This window comes from Bacteroides ihuae (assembly GCF_900104585.1).
Classification (GTDB): domain Bacteria; phylum Bacteroidota; class Bacteroidia; order Bacteroidales; family Bacteroidaceae; genus Bacteroides; species Bacteroides ihuae.
On sequence record NZ_FNVX01000005.1, the window covers coordinates 43,222 to 60,553 of the forward strand.

At 40.2% G+C, this 17,332-nt stretch carries 14 protein-coding genes; 9 read left to right on the forward strand and 5 right to left on the reverse strand.

Annotation, left to right across the window (positions count from 1 at the left end; translation table 11 throughout):
* Position 1: 1 nt before the first annotated feature.
* Both BQ5338_RS05930 and BQ5338_RS05935 read left to right on the forward strand, forming a co-directional pair.
* The gene (locus tag BQ5338_RS05930) at positions 2-370 is read left to right on the forward strand and encodes a hypothetical protein (protein WP_071145937.1); all 369 of its coding nucleotides are present in this window, start codon (positions 2-4) and stop codon (positions 368-370) included.
* Positions 371-426: 56 nt separating this feature from the next.
* Positions 427-1,440, forward strand: a complete 1,014-nt coding sequence (locus BQ5338_RS05935; RefSeq protein ID WP_071145938.1) for a threonine aldolase family protein — start codon at positions 427-429, stop codon at positions 1,438-1,440.
* A gap of 100 nt (positions 1,441-1,540) precedes the next feature.
* Here BQ5338_RS05935 and BQ5338_RS05940 read toward each other — a convergent pair whose 3' ends face one another.
* The 4 genes from BQ5338_RS05940 to BQ5338_RS05955 form a co-directional block, all read right to left on the reverse strand.
* On the reverse strand, positions 1,541-4,033 hold the full coding sequence (locus BQ5338_RS05940; RefSeq protein WP_071145939.1) for a bifunctional glycoside hydrolase family 9 protein/polysaccharide deacetylase: 2,493 nt from the start codon (positions 4,031-4,033) through the stop codon (positions 1,541-1,543).
* A 465-nt stretch (positions 4,034-4,498) separates the two neighbouring features.
* Positions 4,499-6,202, reverse strand: a complete 1,704-nt coding sequence (locus BQ5338_RS05945; protein ID WP_071145940.1) for an acyl-CoA dehydrogenase family protein — start codon at positions 6,200-6,202, stop codon at positions 4,499-4,501.
* A gap of 3 nt (positions 6,203-6,205) precedes the next feature.
* On the reverse strand, positions 6,206-7,225 hold the full coding sequence (locus tag BQ5338_RS05950; RefSeq protein ID WP_071145941.1) for an electron transfer flavoprotein subunit alpha/FixB family protein: 1,020 nt from the start codon (positions 7,223-7,225) through the stop codon (positions 6,206-6,208).
* 20 nt (positions 7,226-7,245) lie between these two features.
* Positions 7,246-8,118 carry an electron transfer flavoprotein subunit beta/FixA family protein gene (locus BQ5338_RS05955; RefSeq protein WP_071145942.1) on the reverse strand — a complete coding sequence of 291 codons (873 nt, stop codon included), beginning with the start codon at positions 8,116-8,118 and terminating at the stop codon, positions 7,246-7,248.
* Between the two features lie 265 nt (positions 8,119-8,383).
* On the opposite strand from BQ5338_RS05955, the gene BQ5338_RS05960 reads away from it, so the two are divergent.
* From BQ5338_RS05960 to BQ5338_RS05985, 6 genes are all read left to right on the forward strand, one after another.
* Positions 8,384-9,163 carry a polyphosphate polymerase domain-containing protein gene (locus BQ5338_RS05960; protein ID WP_071145943.1) on the forward strand — a complete coding sequence of 260 codons (780 nt, stop codon included), beginning with the start codon at positions 8,384-8,386 and terminating at the stop codon, positions 9,161-9,163.
* Positions 9,164-9,188: 25 nt separating this feature from the next.
* Positions 9,189-9,860, forward strand: a complete 672-nt coding sequence (locus BQ5338_RS05965) for a DUF4956 domain-containing protein (RefSeq protein WP_071145944.1) — start codon at positions 9,189-9,191, stop codon at positions 9,858-9,860.
* A complete protein-coding gene (locus BQ5338_RS05970) occupies positions 9,853-10,524 on the forward strand; it encodes a DUF2490 domain-containing protein (RefSeq protein ID WP_071145945.1) in 672 nt (223 codons plus the stop codon). The genes BQ5338_RS05965 and BQ5338_RS05970 overlap by 8 nt, the downstream gene beginning before the upstream one ends.
* A 66-nt stretch (positions 10,525-10,590) precedes the next feature.
* The gene (locus BQ5338_RS05975; protein WP_235816408.1) at positions 10,591-12,030 is read left to right on the forward strand and encodes a carbohydrate-binding domain-containing protein; all 1,440 of its coding nucleotides are present in this window, start codon (positions 10,591-10,593) and stop codon (positions 12,028-12,030) included.
* A gap of 120 nt (positions 12,031-12,150) precedes the next feature.
* Positions 12,151-13,332, forward strand: coding sequence for a sensor histidine kinase (locus BQ5338_RS05980; RefSeq protein WP_071146800.1), 1,182 nt, complete (start codon positions 12,151-12,153; stop codon positions 13,330-13,332).
* On the forward strand, positions 13,329-14,063 hold the full coding sequence (locus tag BQ5338_RS05985; protein WP_071145947.1) for a LytR/AlgR family response regulator transcription factor: 735 nt from the start codon (positions 13,329-13,331) through the stop codon (positions 14,061-14,063). Before BQ5338_RS05980 ends, BQ5338_RS05985 begins: the two co-directional genes overlap by 4 nt.
* A gap of 14 nt (positions 14,064-14,077) precedes the next feature.
* On the opposite strand, the gene BQ5338_RS05990 is transcribed toward BQ5338_RS05985, so the two are convergent.
* Positions 14,078-14,986: a helix-turn-helix domain-containing protein gene (locus tag BQ5338_RS05990; protein WP_071145948.1), complete on the reverse strand. Its 909-nt coding sequence runs from the start codon at positions 14,984-14,986 to the stop codon at positions 14,078-14,080.
* A 444-nt stretch (positions 14,987-15,430) separates the two neighbouring features.
* Here BQ5338_RS05990 and BQ5338_RS05995 point away from each other — a divergent pair, with 444 nt between their 5' ends.
* Positions 15,431-17,329, forward strand: coding sequence for a glycoside hydrolase family 35 protein (locus BQ5338_RS05995; protein ID WP_071145949.1), 1,899 nt, complete (start codon positions 15,431-15,433; stop codon positions 17,327-17,329).
* Positions 17,330-17,332 lie beyond the last annotated feature (3 nt).

Sequence of the window (17,332 nt, forward strand, 5' to 3'; positions counted from 1 at the left end):
TATGGAAACAGATAAGAATACAAATAGCGCACTGAGGCAGGCTCTTGAAAGTAGATGTCAGGGGAGTTTATCTTCTAACTTCACTTTTCGGATGATGGAACAGGTACATGTAGAAGCCCTTAGACAGCGTAAGCGCAAAGCTATGGCAGGCTCTGTTTTGCTTATCACTACCTCTTTATTGTTGATAGCTCTGGCTGTTTACGTACTTGCTTTTCGTATGAATATTAGGTGGAGTGACTTTATGCCTCAGGTGAATACCTCCGAATCATTCTCTATGATAGGTTTTTATGGTTACATAGCAGTGCTTGTACTGGTTTTGCTTGGTTTGGATCATTTATTGAGGGCAGCCAAAAGAAAGAAAGAGTTCTGAACTAGTTTTTTTGCTCATAAATCTTTTACTTTGCAGCCTTATTTAAAAGAAAAGATATGAGAAGTTTTGCATCTGATAATAATTCCGGAGTGCATCCATTGGTGATGGAAGCGTTGAGCCGGGCTAATGAAAACCATGCGTTAGGTTATGGTGATGACCGCTGGACAGAAGAGGCTGTAGCGAAGATCAAAGAGACATTCACTCCCGATTGCGAACCCTTGTTTGTGTTTAATGGTACCGGAAGTAACATTGTGGCACTTCAATTAATGGTACGATCTTACCACTCCATCATTTGTGCCGAAACAGCGCATATCTATGTGGACGAATGTGGGTCTCCGGTGAAGAGCACCGGAGCACAGATACGTCCTATCGCTACTTCTGACGGCAAACTTACACCAGAGTTGATACAACCTTATCTACATGGCTTTGGCGACCAACACCATTCGCAACCGGGTGCTATCTATTTGTCGCAGTGCACCGAATTGGGCACGATCTATACCGTTGATGAGCTAAAAGACATTACTGCACTGGCCCATCAGTACGGCATGCGTGTGCACATGGATGGAGCAAGAATAGCCAATGCTTGTGCGGCACTGAATGTTTCTCTGCGTGCGTTGACGGTGGATTGTGGTATTGACGTACTTAGTTTTGGAGGTACAAAGAATGGTTTGATGATGGGAGAATGCGTGATAGTGTTCGATGAATCATTGAAAGTTGAGGCTCGTTTCATTCGTAAGCAGTCGGCTCAATTAGCTTCTAAGATGCGCTATCTGTCGTGTCAGTTCACAGCTTATCTTACTGATGATCTTTGGTTGAAGAACGCTACTCATGCCAATGCGATGGCGCAAAGACTTTACCAAGAGTTGAAGTCTGTTCAGGGTGTTCATTTTACTCAGAAAGCAGAGAGCAATCAATTATTTCTTTCCATGCCGCGTGAGGTCATTGATAAGCTGCTGCAATCCTATTTCTTTTATTTCTGGAAGGAAGAGGAGAATGAAGTTCGCTTGGTAACCTCTTTCGATACTACTGATACAGATATTGATCAATTCATAAAAGTGCTTCACTCATAACTCTTGAGTTTGTGATAACAAATAAGGTTCGGACTTTCACAAGCCCGAACCTTTCACTATACTATATTTCTTGGGGGTGAAATATAGTTTTTGAATATCATTATAACCCTATAGCCTCTTGCAGAGGAACGAAGGAGTATCCCTTTTTCTTGAGAGTTTTAATCATCTTTTCCATGTAAGTGGTATAGAATTTATCTGTCCGCTTATCGTCTGTGCCAAAGTGAATGAGCATGATGTGTCCATTTAATCCTTCTTTGGCTTCTACGGCCATCACTTTGTCATAAATTTCTTTGCTGCTTCGGTAGTTCTTCATGTCCGGAGTGGTATAATCTGCATTGGTCATGGTTCCGGCTGTGAAGTTGATTAGTTGCAAACCCAAGCTTTTTGTCCACGCAGCAATTTGAGTATTGTAATGTTCATACGGTGGGATGAAAAACGGTGCATCGGTATATTTTATACCTGCTTTGTTCATCATCTGGTAGTTTGCTTGTAGGTCCTTCACGAAATCTTCATGACTGATGAGAGTAGAATCCCTCTTCTCCCAAGAGCAGTAGAGTGGGTGAGCGTAACTATGCGCTCCTACGTAATGTCCCTCGGCCTTCAGTTGACTGATAATGCTTGGGAATAGTTTATAGAAGCCTCCGGTAAAGAAGAATGCTCCTTTTATCTTTTGTTTCTTTAGCGTTCTTATGATTGCATCTGCACCGTCTGCTTTATCGGCAGCAGTGAATACGAGTGTAATTTGTTTCTTTGAAGGATCCGTTCGTACTATGCCACCGTTGCTATAAATGTTTTTATCGTTTCTTGCATTGCTTGCTTTCATTCCTTCTTTTTGGAGAGATGAAAGATAGTAGGTCAGGGAGGCTGTGCCATCCATGGTTGGTTCGTTGGTGGCGTAGTCATGCGTGTCGTCATGATAGACCATTCTGTCCGGTTGAAAGAGAGCATACTCTTCGCCTCCGTCCAGGCGTACACCCCTGAGACCTTTAAAGATGGTTGTGTACACAGGCCCATCTACCAGTCCGCCGGTGGTGTTTCCGACACCTGCATTGATAAGAGAGGAGTGAGGCTTGGTGGGGTAATCGCCCCAAAGAGGTAACTCAACCACCATACTTGTTCCCCACGGATTGCAGCCGAAGAGCCAATCACGCAGGGAGGCTTCCATTTCTTCGTACGTATTGTCTCCCGTCAGTTCACGATAAAGGCGACACTGGGTGAGCATAGCCGTGGTGAGGTTGTTTGAACACCAGATCGTGGGGATGCCATAGAGGAATGGGCTTTCAACTGCTTTCTCATACACTCGGCTGATGCCGGCACGCATGTTGCGGATAAACTCCTGACTGATGCGTTTATTGTCTGCATTGGCCAGTCGGTAGTGCCCCATACTCATAAACGGATACCATTGATAATGGCGAGCACTGTCGGCTCCCATCCACGGAGTAACCGGCTCCCGACGGCCGTATTCGATGGCTTGATCCATATATTTCTTGTCGCTTGTAACACGGTAAAGTTCTGTTGCAGCAAGTTCCATATCGTCCGTCCAGTTATCTTCTTCATAGATGTATGGTGAAAGCACAGAAACTGTTTGGCAAGCTCCGGGTTGGTCTATACCTTGTTGGTAAGCATCTTCAGCTTTGGCTCTTATTTCTGCAGCAAAAGTCGGATAATATTTTTGCAAGATTTCTGCTCCTAAAGTAAAACAAGAAGCGAACTTGCCGGCTGTACTGGCCACACCGGTAGTGGCATTCATAAACTTTCCGCGTTGCTGCTTTTCGCCACTACAAAAGTAGACTGGACGTCCAGTGCCTTTGCCGTAACCATAGTCAACATCATCTTTATTGGGTAGTCTCATTCCGGCATGGTCGCGATCGTCTGCTATTTGATTATAGAGTTCTCCTTTGCTCGGATTCATTCGGTTGAGCCAGTCCAACCCCCATTTTATTTCATCTACAATATCAGGTATGCCGTTTGCACCTGGCAGTCCCGCAGCATCGTAAGCATCAGCAAATGATTCAGGGTTTTGTTGATAAGCAAACATCATTTGGTACATCGCATTGGCCGATGTGGTGGTGTACTGCAAATAGTCTGAAGCATCGTGCCAGCCTCCACGAACATCCAGATGTTGGCCCGTTTTTGTGGGATGATAAACAATGTAGCCATCATGCACGTGGCAGCTGTCTTTTAGGAATGGGTTGTAGCCGCACCTTTGTTGACGCATGTAGTTCAGCAGAAAGTCGGCTGTCCCATTGTACACTTGATTGTTGATAGGGAAATGGGGGGATTCTGCCCCACCAGCTTTCAGGTAATACGTTCCTTGTTGATTAAAGTCGCTAAAGTCCAATCGATACGTGCTCTCCATCCGTCCTATTCTACCTGTTGCCTTGGGGGAGGTAAAGGTACATGCCGTTTTTCCGGTGAATGCGTCAATCAAAGCGTATTCTTTTACGCTTGTTGTCTGCTCACTAATAAATACAGCAACTTTTCGGGATTGGGGCAAGTATCCGAGTTGGTTAATTCTTATCCATCCTTCTGCTTTAACACTTAATGTGATGACAGAGAGTACTACAATTAGTAGCCAATGCTTGCATTTCATAAGGTTTAATCTCTTAAGGTTGGTACTTGTGCTAAGTTGATATACAAATAAAGCTCATTAAATTAGAAAAAGGAATAATATAGTCTTATTATTAAATGATATTATATGTCGTTTACGTATTTTTAGAATTAAGGATTAGATATTAGATGACAAAAGGGATTCTATTGGGAGTTCTTTTGTCAACGTTTAGAAAAGCTCTCAAAGCCCCACCAGCAAAGGGTTTGGTGAACTAACTAGATCAGCGTGGTTAATTAACTACTTCACCGCACTGAACTAGTTAATTAACCACGCTGAAGTAGTGAGTTCTCTTTAGAAAGTGTACTATGTAAGTTATCAGGAACTTTTTCGTTTGAAGATTTTTATTAACATGCTAATAAAAGACTGTTTTGTGAGGAAGAATTGCATAAAAAAGGCGTTCGTCTTAACTTTTTAAGAGAACGCCTTTTAAGTTGAGATATTATCTACTTATTTTCTGTAATAAGCCAGATCGTCTTTATCAAATTTACTGATAAATATAACATGTTTTTCTATTTCTACTTCAGCATAGCGAACATAGACTTGTGCTGATTCTGCAAAGATGGCATTTTTAGATGCATCTTGAATGATAAGATATGACATGATAAGATGAGCAGCCATTTCGACCAAACGACGAGCACAAAAATCCAGTAATTCCTGGTCTTTAGTCTCGATGATTTCTGCCATGGCTACTTCATATTTATTGGCCATTTCTTTCAGACGGTTTTTCAAACCTTCGAATTCCGGGGATACAGGCATTGCTTCGTATTCGCGGATGCGAGCTAGATAGGCCCCGTTAGTTACATAACGAATCGCAGCAACCACTTGCAACTGAGTTGTACCTTCATAAATAGAAGTAATACGTGAGTCACGGTAGATACGTTCACAAGCGTAGTCTTTCATAAATCCTGATCCGCCGTGAATCTGAATACAGTCGTAGGCATTTTGATTGGCAAACTCACTTCCTATACCTTTAGCCAACGGAGTAAAACTATCAGCTAATTTTGAAAATAGTTTTTGCTCTTGGCGTTCTTCAGGAGTTAATTTACGGTCTTTTGATATATCATCGAGTGCTTTATATACATCGACAAAGCGGGCTGTTTCATAAAGCAACGTACGTGAAGCGTCTAATTTAGCTTTCATTAATGAAAGAATCTCGGCAACAGCAGGGAATTCGATAATGGCTTTGCCAAATTGTTTGCGGTCCTGCGCATACGCCAATGCTTCATTGTAAGCGGCATGAGACAATCCAACTGATTGAGCGGCAATACCCAGACGAGCTCCGTTCATCAGCGCCATCACGTACTTAATGAGACCTAACTTACGGTCGCCACAAAGTTCGGCTTTGGCATTTTTGTAGACCAACTCGCAAGTAGGAGAGCCTTTGATACCCATTTTATTTTCAATGCGGCGAACGTCTACACCACCATTGCGTTTATCATAAATGAACATGGAAAGTCCACGACCATCGTGCGTACCTTCTTCTGAACGAGCAAGTACAAGGTGAATATCAGCATCTCCATTGGTGATGAAGCGTTTTACGCCGTTCAAGTACCAGCATTTATCTTTTTCGCTATATGAAGCTTTAAGCATGACCGATTGGAGGTCGGAACCAGCATCCGGCTCTGTAAGGTCCATAGACATGGTATCTCCTTGGCAAACGCGGGTAATATATCGTTGTTTCTGGTCGTCGTTGGCAAACTCGTAAATGGTTTCTGCGCAATCTTGCAATCCCCACAAGTTTTCAAATCCTGCATCGCTACGACTTACTATATCGGCAGCCATGATGTAAGGAACAACCGGAAAGTTCAGTCCGCCAAAACGGCGTGGCATAGCCATACCCATCAATCCGGCTTTGCGACAAGCTTCTAAATTCGCAGTAGTTCCGCTGGCATATGTAACTCGTCCGCCATTAACCGAAGGACCTTCGTGATCTACGCCTTCCGCATTAGGGCCAACAATGTCTCCACAGATTTCGCCTACAATCTCTAATACTTGATTGTAGCTGTCCATTGCGTCTTCAAAGTCTATAGGAGCATATTCGTAACTCTCTTTATCGGTGTAGCTTCTCTCTTTGAGCTCTACAATTCTCTTCATTAACGGATGGTTCAAGTGATGCTTGAGTTCCGGTGTATCTGTATAAAAGTTAGCCATTTGTTATTTTGAATTTTGTTTATAGAACTTAATCATCTTTGGTATAACTTCCTCCACAGTGCCATTAATCACATAGTCGGCTATGGTATTGATTGGTGCTTCGGGGTCATTATTGATAGAGATAATCATAGAGCTTTCCTGCATTCCGGCAATATGTTGTATTTGTCCGGAAATGCCACAAGCAATGTAGAGTTTAGGGCGAACGGTAACACCGGTCTGCCCAATTTGGCGATCATGATCGGCAAAGCCGGCATCAACAGCCGCACGGCTGGCACCTACTTCTGCGTTCAGTGTTTTAGCCAGATCAAAAAGCAATTTGAAATTATCTTTAGAACCTACTCCATAACCTCCTGAGATAATAATAGGTGATCCTTTTAGGTTATTCTTTGCTTTCTCAACGTGTCGTTCTATCACCTCAATCACATAGTCGGTGTCGGCAACATATTTTTTCACGTCATGGTTAATGACTTCACCTTTATAGTTAGAGGCAAGAATTTGTTTTTTCATTACACCTTCGCGAACGGTTGCCATTTGAGGGCGATGGTCGGGGTTAACGATAGTGGCCACAATATTTCCACCGAAAGCCGGACGAATCTGATACAAAAGGTTTTTGTAGGTCTTGCCTTCTTTTTTATCTTCATGATCTCCTATCTCGAGCGCTGTACAGTCAGCTGTCAGTCCGCTAGTTAGAGCAGAAGAAACACGAGGTCCCAGATCACGGCCGATAACCGTAGCACCCATGAGGCAAATTTGCGGTTTTTCTTCTTTAAAAAGGTTTACCAAAATGGAGGTATGAGGAAGCGAAGTATAAGGATAAAGCCCTTTGCCTTCGAATACATGGAGTTTGTCTACTCCATAAGGAATAAGGTGTTTCTCAATTCCTTTTAGCTCATTTCCGATAACGATGGCTTCAAGTTGACACTTCAATTGGTTGGCTAGTGAGCGCCCTTTGGTTAGAAGTTCCAGACTGACGTCTAGCACAACTCCTTCTTCTATTTCACAATATACAAATAAATTATTCATCTCAATAAGTAGTTAGTCGCTTAGCCGATGGTGTGATTAGCTAATAGTTCAACAATAAGGTCTTCTATTTCTCGGTCGCCGCTGCCAATGGTTTTATTCTCTTTGGCCTGAAATACAATGTTTTGAACGGCTTTTACCTTTGTAGGGGAGCCGGAAAGGCCACATTGAGCAAGATCTCCATTAACGTCGGCCACGCTCCATTCCACCAGATTTAAGTAGTCACGTCTGTCATATAAATCGGTGTAGTCAAGATTACCTTGTTGTTTCTCTGTGATAGTTTTGGCATGCTTATACTTCTGAACGAGTTTGGCATTGCGAGGGCGACAAGGAGCAGCCGATCCATTCACTGTGATTACGATAGGAAGAGGACCCTCAACTGTTTCAACTCCTCCATCTATGTGTCGTTTTACTTTGATGCGGCCATCGGTAACTTGTATAATCTCCTCAGCATAGGTGATTTGTGTCATACCTAACTTCTCTGCTACCTGTGGACCAACTTGAGCTGTGTCTCCATCAATGGCTTGTCGGCCTCCGATGATGACATCGCATGCTCCGATTTTCTTAATGGCAGTGGCCAAAGCATACGAAGTAGCCAAAGTATCTGCTCCTGCAAACGCACGGTCGGTAAGCAAATAGCCGTTGTCGGCACCACGGAAAAGTCCTTCACGAATAATTTCAGCGGCACGCCCCGGCCCCATAGTGAGGATAGTAACCGTTGAACCGGGATGAGCATCTTTCAATCGAAGAGCCTGCTCTAGTGCATTAAGGTCTTCAGGGTTGAAGATGGCAGGTAGTGCCGCGCGATTAATAGTTCCGTCGGCTTTCATGGCATCTTTCCCAACGTTACGTGTGTCGGGAACTTGTTTTGCCAATACAACAATTTTCAAACTCATGTTATTAATTTTAGTATTAGTATTTCAGTAGTACATTAACTATCAGCGTGCAAATTTACGCAAACAGTTGATTCTGCAAAGAAATATGCTTAAAAAACGCACAATATTATATTTTTTGAGCAATTGAAGTATACTAATTAAGAAAAAGCGATACCTCCGTTCACTGAACAAAAAAACAGGATCACCTATAAAAAGGGCCTGTTGGTTGATTCTATTTCTTATTAGATTTTCTTATCTATAATTTCGTAGCATTATTGTAACACGTATGACGAAAAAAATATTATGCCTTGCAGATGGACTTCTTTCCGGTTTAAAACCTGTATCGTTGGAAGAGATGAGTGCTGTGCAATTAATGAATCGTACAGATACGAAGTATATAACTTCTCTGGATGTGTTACCTGTTATACTTCGGCTGGCCGCAAATGATTATCGGATACAGGAGGTTGATGGTCAACGCAACATTTCTTATAGTACAGTATATCTTGATACGCCTGAAAAATCTATGTTTTTGGCTCACCAAAGTGGCAGGGCTGTTCGTGAGAAGATTCGTGTGCGTACCTATGTAGATTCGGGACTCACTTTCCTTGAGGTGAAGAATAAAAACAACAAAGGACGAACAGACAAAAAACGTATTCGTGTAAGTGGTTGTACGACTTTGGCTAAAGAGGGAGCCAACGACTTTTTGCACAAACATGCCAGGTATGATTTATCGGTGTTGAATGGTCAAATAGAAAACAATTTCAAACGGATCACACTGGTTAATAAGGCAATGACGGAACGCTTAACAATTGATACTAATGTTTGTTTCCGGAATCTGTCAAATGGGCATGAAGCAGAAATGGGGGGAGTCGTTATTATTGAGCTGAAACGTGATGGACATCAGTATTCTCCAATTCGAGAGGTACTGCGTGATTTGCATATCAAGTCTGCTAGCATAAGCAAATATTGTCTGGGTTCGATATTAACTGATCCTGAACTGAAATACAATCGGTTTAAACCCAAATTAAGGCAGGTGAAACGAATTCAAAATGAAATAAAACGATAAAATATAAACTAATATCTTAGAACCAATGGATGAATTGAATGATATAACTTTATTAGAAGCACCACTTATGGATAGTTTGGGATTCGTACAGTTGCTGCTTCGCTTTGCTTTTAACTTGGCTGTGGTGTTCTGCATCATTCATTTCTTCTATTATGCTAAAAGTAAACGGCGAGATTATTACTTTACCTTTACGTTAATTAGTATAAGTGTGTTTTTTCTGATTTTCTTGCTGGGAAGCGTAAAGCTAAAGATTGGTTTTGCTTTGGGGTTGTTTGCTATCTTTGGTATTATTCGTTATCGCACAGAGTCTGTGCCTATTCGTGAAATGACCTATTTGTTTGTCATTATAGCTATCTCGGTTATCAATGCTTTGGCTGTGGAAATTAGCTATACCGAACTTTTGGCTACTAATCTGATATTTATTCTCTGTGTATGGGTGTGCGAGAGCAACCGATGGCTCAAGCATGTGTCGTGCAAATTAATACAATATGATCGCATTGATTTGATTAAACCAGAGAAACAGTCTGAATTGTTGCAAGACTTGAAACAGCGCACAGGACTTCCTATTTCAAAAGTAGAGGTAGGATACATTGACTTCCTGCGCGACAGTGCGATGGTCAAAGTTTACTATGAACCTATTTGTGACGAAGTGAATACAATTGATACATTAACCCGAATGCCACGTGAAAATGAATAATAACCGATTTCTTCTGTTAGCTTTTTTGCTAAGCCTCTCTGTAGGGACGTATGCTCAAAGTGATTTTGGCATTTGGACAAGTTTGGAAGTCAAAAAGAAAATCTTTCCGGGATTTAATGCGGCCTTTGAAGGCGAATTTCGCACCCGTGATGATAGCAAGACAATCGACCGTTGGTCGGCTTCTGCTGATTTATCTTATCGGGTCAATCAATATCTGAAAATAGGTGGTGTGTATAGTTATATTAACTTCAATCATCCTAAACGAGAATGGGAAGTAGGGCATCGCTATAGTCTATATGGCACCGGATCTTACGAGTGGAAACGATTGACAGTCTCTTTGCGCGAACGCTATCAGCATACCTATCGTGTGGGAGTTTCGTCCACGTCTACTCGTGCTAATCCTAAAGATGTGTTGCGGTCTCGATTACAGTTTTCTTATAATATAGCAAAATCGAAATTAAGTCCGTATACTTCTGTTGAACTTTATCATACGTTGAATAATCCGGAAGGGAACGGTTTGGACAAGACCCGATATACATTGGGCTCAGAATATAAATTGAATAAGCGTAGCACGTTTGACTTGTTTTATCGTTACCAATCTCAGACAGACGATGACGAAGATGATGGTCATGTGTTAGGTCTGGGATATTCTTTAAAATTTTAAATCCGTTACTTTATGAAAAAATATTTATTGCTTATTTTGTTGACTTTGGTAGCAGTTGCTTTTTGCATGGCTTGCACCAGTGATTCTGAAGAGGATGAAGACAATAATGGAGATAACAGTGAGGAGGTAACAGAGTCAACTGAAGACGATCTGGTAGAAAATTCTGTTTTTGGCACTACAGTTTCTGTTTCTTTTTCAGGAACATCGGCCACAGTGACAAATTCTGTAACAGGGGTCTCTGTTTCTCAATCAGGGGCAGATGTTGTGATTACTTCTACTGTGGAAGGGGTGGAGTATCTGTTGAGTGGAACAACGACTTCCGGATCATTCAAAATCTATAGTGATTATAAATTCAAGCTTACGTTGAATGGAGTTGATATAACTTCTTCTTCAGGGCCTGCCATTAATGTACAATCGCATAAACGAGTATTTGCTGTACTTGCTGACGGAACAACGAACAAATTGACCGATAGCAAATCGTATGCATCGAGTACGGAAGACCAGAAAGCTTGTCTGTTTAGTGAGGGACAGCTTATCTTTAGTGGTAGCGGGAGCTTGACTGTTACCGGAAAATATAAGCATGGCATTTGTAGTGATGACTATGTACTTGTCCGTTCAGGGGCTACTGTTACAGTGGCTGCAGCTGCAACAGATGGAATTCACACCAATGAAGCTGTACTTATAGATGGAGGAACGGTAACCATTACTTCAACAGATGAAGGAATAAACTGTGAGGAAGGAGTTGTGACCATTAATTCAGGAGCGGTGACTATCACTACAACTGCTGCTTCGGCGAAAGGAATAAAAGGCTATGGGAATGTGACTATAAACGGAGGTGATATTGTGGTAACAACAAAAGGAGGTGATGGTAGCGAAGGCATAGAGAGCAAAAGCATACTTACTATTAATGATGGAAACATAGCAGTGACTTCTTATGATGATTGCATCAATGCGACAGGAAGTTTGGTGATAAATGGTGGCACTATCTATTGCTATAGTTCAAACAATGATGGCATTGATTCCAACGGGACTTTGACTATCACAGGAGGACTCATTGTTTCTTCGGGAACGACTAGTCCTGAAGAAGGTTTTGACTGTGATCAAAATACTTTTAAAATTACCGGCGGTACTATTTTAGGCGTTGGAGGCGCAAGCAGTACGCCTACTTCAAGTGTTAGTACTCAGCGTTCTGTTATTTATGGAGGTTCGGGCACATCCGGACAATATATTAGTATTGTATCTTCTGGTGGAGAGAGCATTCTTAACTATAAACTTCCCCGAAGTTATTCACAAATGACTTTGTTGTTTAGTAGTCCGAGTCTGATTTCAGGTGGGAGTTATACAATCTATTCAGGCGGAACAGTTTCAGGTGGAACAGATTTTCATGGCTACCTTTCGGGTGCAACCTATGCAGTCGGTACTCAACTTGCTACTTTTACAGCTACTTCTGTTGTTACCCAAATTGGTAGTACCAGCTCTGGTGGCGGAGGTGGTGGCAGATGGTAAAAGCCTGTTTGGCTAAGGGCGGCTTTCTGGTTTTACCGATGAAATCAAGAATTTTGTCGATTTCATTTGTTCTGTATCTTTGAGAGAGTTATTTTTGTGAAATTGATGATTTTCTATAATATGAAACTACGAAAGCGGCATCTCCTAGAGATTCTAATATATGCAACCCTTTGGCTTGTTGTTTTCCTTCTACCAGTATTAGGGAGCTATCTGTCTATTTATTCAGGCAGAGAATCTTCTTATAAGTGGGACATGGTTGCCCATTTTTGGCTAAGTATTGTGCCCTTTTTATTTATCTTTGCCACTAACAACTATTTACTGGCTCCTCATTTACTGTTTCGTAAGCGTTATATAGCGTATGCGTTATCTGTGATTTGTACAGTAGTAGTCATTCTAGGACTTTCGTCATTAGGGACTTCTCCACGTGATTCTGATCTACGACGTGATGAGTTCCGTGAGAGAAGGAAACCTGAGCCGGTAGAACGTACTTGGCAACGCATACCTCCAGATGTGGAGAGTGCAGAAATGAAGAAACCAGATAAGCAGGAGCGTGGAGACTATCCACCGGATAAACGTTTGAAAAGCAAGCCTTTTCTATTTCCGAGTATGATGATGGGGCCATTTTATGGACGCTTTCTAATTGCAATTTTAGTTGTAGGTTTTAATATAGCTGTAAAGTTATTATTTAAATCTCTGCGAGATGAAGAGACGATGAAAGAATTGGAGCGTCACAACTTGCAAACAGAATTGGAATATCTGAAATACCAGATAAATCCGCATTTTTTCATGAATACATTGAATAACATTCATGCATTGGTGGATATTGATGCCGAGAAAGCAAAAAAGACGATTGTGGAATTGTCCAAGATGATGCGCTATGTTCTTTATGAATCGAGCAATAAAACAATTCTGTTATCCAGAGAGATACGTTTCTTAAATAACTATATAGGCTTAATGAAGCTTCGGTATACAGAAAAAGTAAACATCGAAGTGAGTATGCCTGTCGATTTCCCTGATGTTCAAATTCCTCCGTTGCTGTTTATCTCCTTTGTTGAAAATGCTTTTAAGCATGGTGTGAGTTATCAGTCAGATTCTTTTATTCATGTCTGTATGAAGTTGGAAGGCGAACAATTGCTATTTCAATGCTCTAATAGTCGCTCTAATAAGCACGATGAACATGGTGGCATAGGACTGGAAAATATAAGAAAACGTTTGAGGTTATTATTTGGCGAAAGTTACGTGCTTTCTATAGACCAGTTAGCCGATAGTTTTAATGTATTATTAATAATTCCGATTGTATGATTAAGTGTATTGCAATTGACGATGAGCCGCTTGCTCTTACCCAGCTGACGGGATATATATCCAGAGTTCCTTTTCTTCAGCAAGTAAAAGCTTGTCAGGATGCTTTTGATGCTATGGAAGTACTGGCTGCCGAAGAGATTGACTTGATATTTGTGGATATTAATATGCCTGATCTTAATGGGCTTGATTTTGTGCGGTCATTAGTCGTACGGCCTCTTATTATATTTACTACAGCTTATTCAGAATATGCGATTGAGGGCTTTAAAGTGGATGCAATTGATTATCTGCTTAAGCCATTTAGTTTTCAAGACTTCCTGAAAGCTGCAGATAAAGCCCGCAGACAGCTTGAATATCAATCAAGCAGTAGTAGTGAAAATGAAGCGAATGTGTTTAATGACGAAAGCTCTTTGTTTGTTAAAGCTGATTATAAGATTGTGCGAATTAATATCAATGATATAAAATATGTAGAATGCATGAGTGAGTATGTACGTATTTTTATTGAAGGTGAAGATAAACCGGTGATGACTTTATTAAGCATGAGGAAACTCGAAGAACGTTTGCCTTCCGGTCAGTTTATGCGAGTACATCGTTCTTATATTGTCAATCTTAAAAAAATTGCAGAAATTTCTCGGTTGCGTATTATTTTTGATGGAAACGTTTATATTCCCATAGGAGAAAACTATAAGGACAAATTTACGGAATACATTAATAGATTGTGCTTGGGTAAATAAGCTTAATCTATCTCTCATAATGAAAGTAGTGTCTTATATTTAGCTGGAGTTATCTTAGTTATTTCATGAAAGACTCGGGTAAAGTGAAATCTATTAGAAAAACCGGTTTTAGATGCAACTTCATCAATGCTTAAGTTAGAGTGTGTGATGAGTAAACACGCATAATCTATTCTTTTCTTTTTTATGTATCTTTGAAGCGAAACACCTATTTCGGACTTGAATAAGCGTGAGAATGAATTTGTTGACATGCATGCTTTACTTGCCAGAGATTCATTTGATAAATCTTGGTCGTAGTGATTTTCTATGTAATTAATAGTTTTACTAACTCTTATATCACTTGTATTATGTTGTTCCCATTCGCTCTCTTCTATATTTTTTAGTATTTCACAGATCAAAGATTGTATAACTAAGAATGCTTGAATATTGAATTTGCTTATATTGGCGTTACAGGATAGATACTGTTGTAAGAAGTCTATCTTTTCTTTTAAATTTTCATTGATATTTAGCACATAAATCCCTGGGGATGTATTGTCATAAGGAAAACCTAATGTGAAATGAATAAATAGATGCTTAATTACTCCTTCTGCTAGAAGTTTTTTGAGTTTATCTTCTGGGAGAGCACAAATACTCCCACCATCTAATCTGTATCCATCTTTAGGAATTTTATGGTCATTCAGCCTTGATTTATAATCGGTATTAGGAGCTATTAAATAGATTTGATCTACCTCCATCTGGAACTCTTCACCTTGATATTCAAGAATGCCCCCTCTTTCAAAATTATAATAGATTCTCCAGTAAGGAAATGAAAGTGTACTGTGTTCCCAGTTTTTTAGCCACCAATATCTGCAACAGTGGACATTTACTAAAAACTGAGGGAAAAACTGAGTGACAGTAGATGGATCCCCTGTAAATAAAGTATTCATTTCTCTTTCATTATGTATTAATCGTTTAGACTACTTTGCTTCTCTCAAAATAGTAATATGATTTTATCTATGATGCAAAGCTACTAAAAATTGATATTAAAAAATGATTTCTACAGAGACTTTAGTACCTTTGCTATATCTAAAGACTCGTTATAATCTAATCGTCCTTGTGAATTATTAAAGTCGACAGAAATTAAATTGCTCTATTCTCCATTTGCTTGCCTAAAAAGAGGAATTGAGGAGCGAAAATCAGAACTATAGTTTGAAATAGATATAGAATTAATCAGAGTAGATATTTCTTAGTCTGATTAATTGAGCTTTATTTGCAATGAGCAAGCACCATTAGTCCGAGTTGTGCTTGCTAAAATGGGAAAATAGTTATTGGACTAGTTTCCTTTGCCCTTTGTTATTTGATCTTTATCGCACTTATATAATGAATAATATATGAAAAAATTCTCTAGAATAGCTGTTTCACTCTTTTTCTTATTTCTATTAGTCACGCTTCAAGTGGAGGCGCAAAATAAGCATGCTTTTAATATCAAGGATGGTCATTTTATGTATGATGGCAAACCGATACAAATTATTTCGGGGGAAATGCACTATAATAGGATTCCTCATCAATACTGGAAACATCGCATGAAAATGCTCAAAGCGATGGGGCTTAATACTGTTGCTACGTACGTTTTTTGGAATATGCATGAGGTAGAACCGGGGAAATGGGATTTCAGTGGTGATAAAAATTTAAGAGAATATATTAAGATCGCTGCAGAAGAAGGGTTGCATGTGATTCTCCGTTTTGGGCCCTACGCTTGTGCTGAATGGGAATTTGGTGGTTATCCTTGGTGGCTGCAAAATGTTGAAGGACTTGAACTGCGTAGAGATAATGACCAATTTCTTAAATATACGGATTTATACATAAAAAGGTTGTACCAAGAGGTTAAAGATCTGTTGATCACCAATGGGGGACCTATCATTATGGTGCAGGTTGAGAACGAATTTGGTTCTTATGTTTCACAACGAAAAGATATTCCTTTGGAGGAACATCGAAAATACAATGCTAAGATAAAGGAACAACTCTTAAAGGCGGGCTTTAATACACCTTTATTCACGTCCGATGGTACGTGGTTGTTTGAAGGTGGTTCTATAGAAGGCGTGTTGCCAACTGCAAATGGGGAAAATAATGTTATTAATTTGAAGAAGGCTGTTGACAAATATAATGGGGGTAAAGGACCTTATATGGTTGCAGAGTTCTATCCGGGTTGGTTATCTCATTGGGCGGAACCTTTTCCGTCAGTATCTGCCTCAGCCATCGCTCGTACAGCTGATAATTATTTAAAGAATGATGTTTCTTTTAATTTATATATGGCACATGGAGGTACTAACTTTGGGTTTACTAGTGGTGCAAACTATGATAATAAACATGATATTCAGCCTGATCTCACAAGTTACGACTATGATGCTCCGATAAGTGAGGCAGGTTGGGTTACTCCTAAATATGATTCCTTGCGTTCAGTGATAAGCAGAAATGTAAAATGGAAGTTGCCTCCTGTACCAGCTCCTATACCTGTAATAGAGATTCCATCTATAAAATTAACGCGTGTTGCCGATGTGTTGAGTTATTTGGAAAAGGGTAACAAAGTAGAAAGTGATGTGCCTCTTACCTTCGAACAGTTGAATCAAGGATATGGCTATGTGCTTTATTCAAGGCGCTTTAATCAACCGATAAGTGGAATTTTAGATGTTTCAGGGCTTCGTGATTATGCCATTGTCTATGTAAATGGCGAAAAGGTTGGAGAACTCAATCGATATGATAAGAAATACAAAATGCCGATAAATATTCCATTCAACTCTACGCTGCAACTTTTAGTTGAAAATATGGGGCGTATTAATTATGGTTCTGAGATAGTAAACAATAAGAAAGGCATTATCAGCCCGGTGAAAATAGACGATATGGAGATGGATGGAAACTGGGAAATGTATAAGCTGCCAATGGATGAGGCTCCTGATTTAGAGGCATTTTCACACGCAGACGTATATTCCAATAAAACATTATCTACGGATGCTTTGGTTGGTCGCCCACTTGTTTATGAAGGAACTTTTTCTTTGACAAACGTAGGAGATACTTTTATTGATATGAGTGATTGGGGAAAAGGAATCATTTTTGTCAATGGGAAAAACCTTGGACGTTACTGGAATGTGGGACCTCAGCAGACGCTTTATGTACCAGGTGTATGGTTAAAGAAAGGCTTGAATAAAATATTGATATTCGAGCAGGTTAATGATCATATTAGAACTGAAGTGAGAACAATTAAAACTCCCATTCTAAATCAGCTAAAGAAATGAGGT